General features: G+C 79.8%; 2 pseudogenes. Both read right to left on the bottom strand.

Going from position 1 to position 643, the window contains the following annotated elements:
- A pseudogene (locus KUM32_RS41380) lies at window positions 1-301 on the bottom strand (hypothetical protein); the annotation flags it as partial.
- 3 nt (window positions 302-304) lie between these two features.
- Window positions 305-643 (bottom strand): annotated as a pseudogene (locus KUM32_RS41375) (3-carboxy-cis,cis-muconate cycloisomerase); the annotation flags it as partial.

Below are 643 nucleotides of genomic sequence, written 5' to 3'. Positions count from 1 at the left end.
GCGCGGAGCGGCCCGGCACGGCGCCGCTCGGCTCCGCCCCGGAGGCCGGGCTCGTGTCCGGGCCGGCCGGGGCGTGCGGGCGGTGCGTACGAGCCTGTGCGCGCTGCGAGCGCCCGGCGTGCGCGGTGGTGCGGTCGCGGTCGTCTCCGTGGCCGCTGGGAGCGGCGGTGGGGCCCGGGAGTGCGGCACGGTGCCGCGCGCCGACGGCGGCCGGTCGGCCGCCCGGGCAGCGCGACGTGGCCGCCGCGGCGCGCCAACGCGCCGGCGTCGCGCCCGCCTTCGCCTGCCCTTCCCAGGTCATGGGTCAATCCTGCGGTTCTGGGCTGTTCGGGGCCATGACAACGTCCTGCCAGCGGCCGGGGCGCGGCCTGGTCAGCGCGCGGTCCACCAGCGCGCCGGCGGCGCCGGTGTAGTGCGTCGGCTCGACCAGGTCGGCCAGGCGCGCGGCCGACAGGTGCCGGGTCACCTCGGGCAGTTCGCCGAGCACGGCCTCAAGGGTGCGTCCGGAGGCCGCCGCGTCGGCGGACGCCCGGCTGAGCACCTGCCGGGCGACGGCCTTGCCGAGCAGCGGTGCCAGCGCCGCCGCGATCCGCTCGGAGACGAGCTGGCCGCCGGTCAGGTCGAGGTTGGCGCGCATCCGGTC

The sequence above is a fragment of the Streptomyces sp. AC627_RSS907 genome (assembly GCF_019049165.1).
Note: the sequence above shows the minus strand (reverse complement) of the source record. Positions and strands in the feature narration are given on the sequence as shown.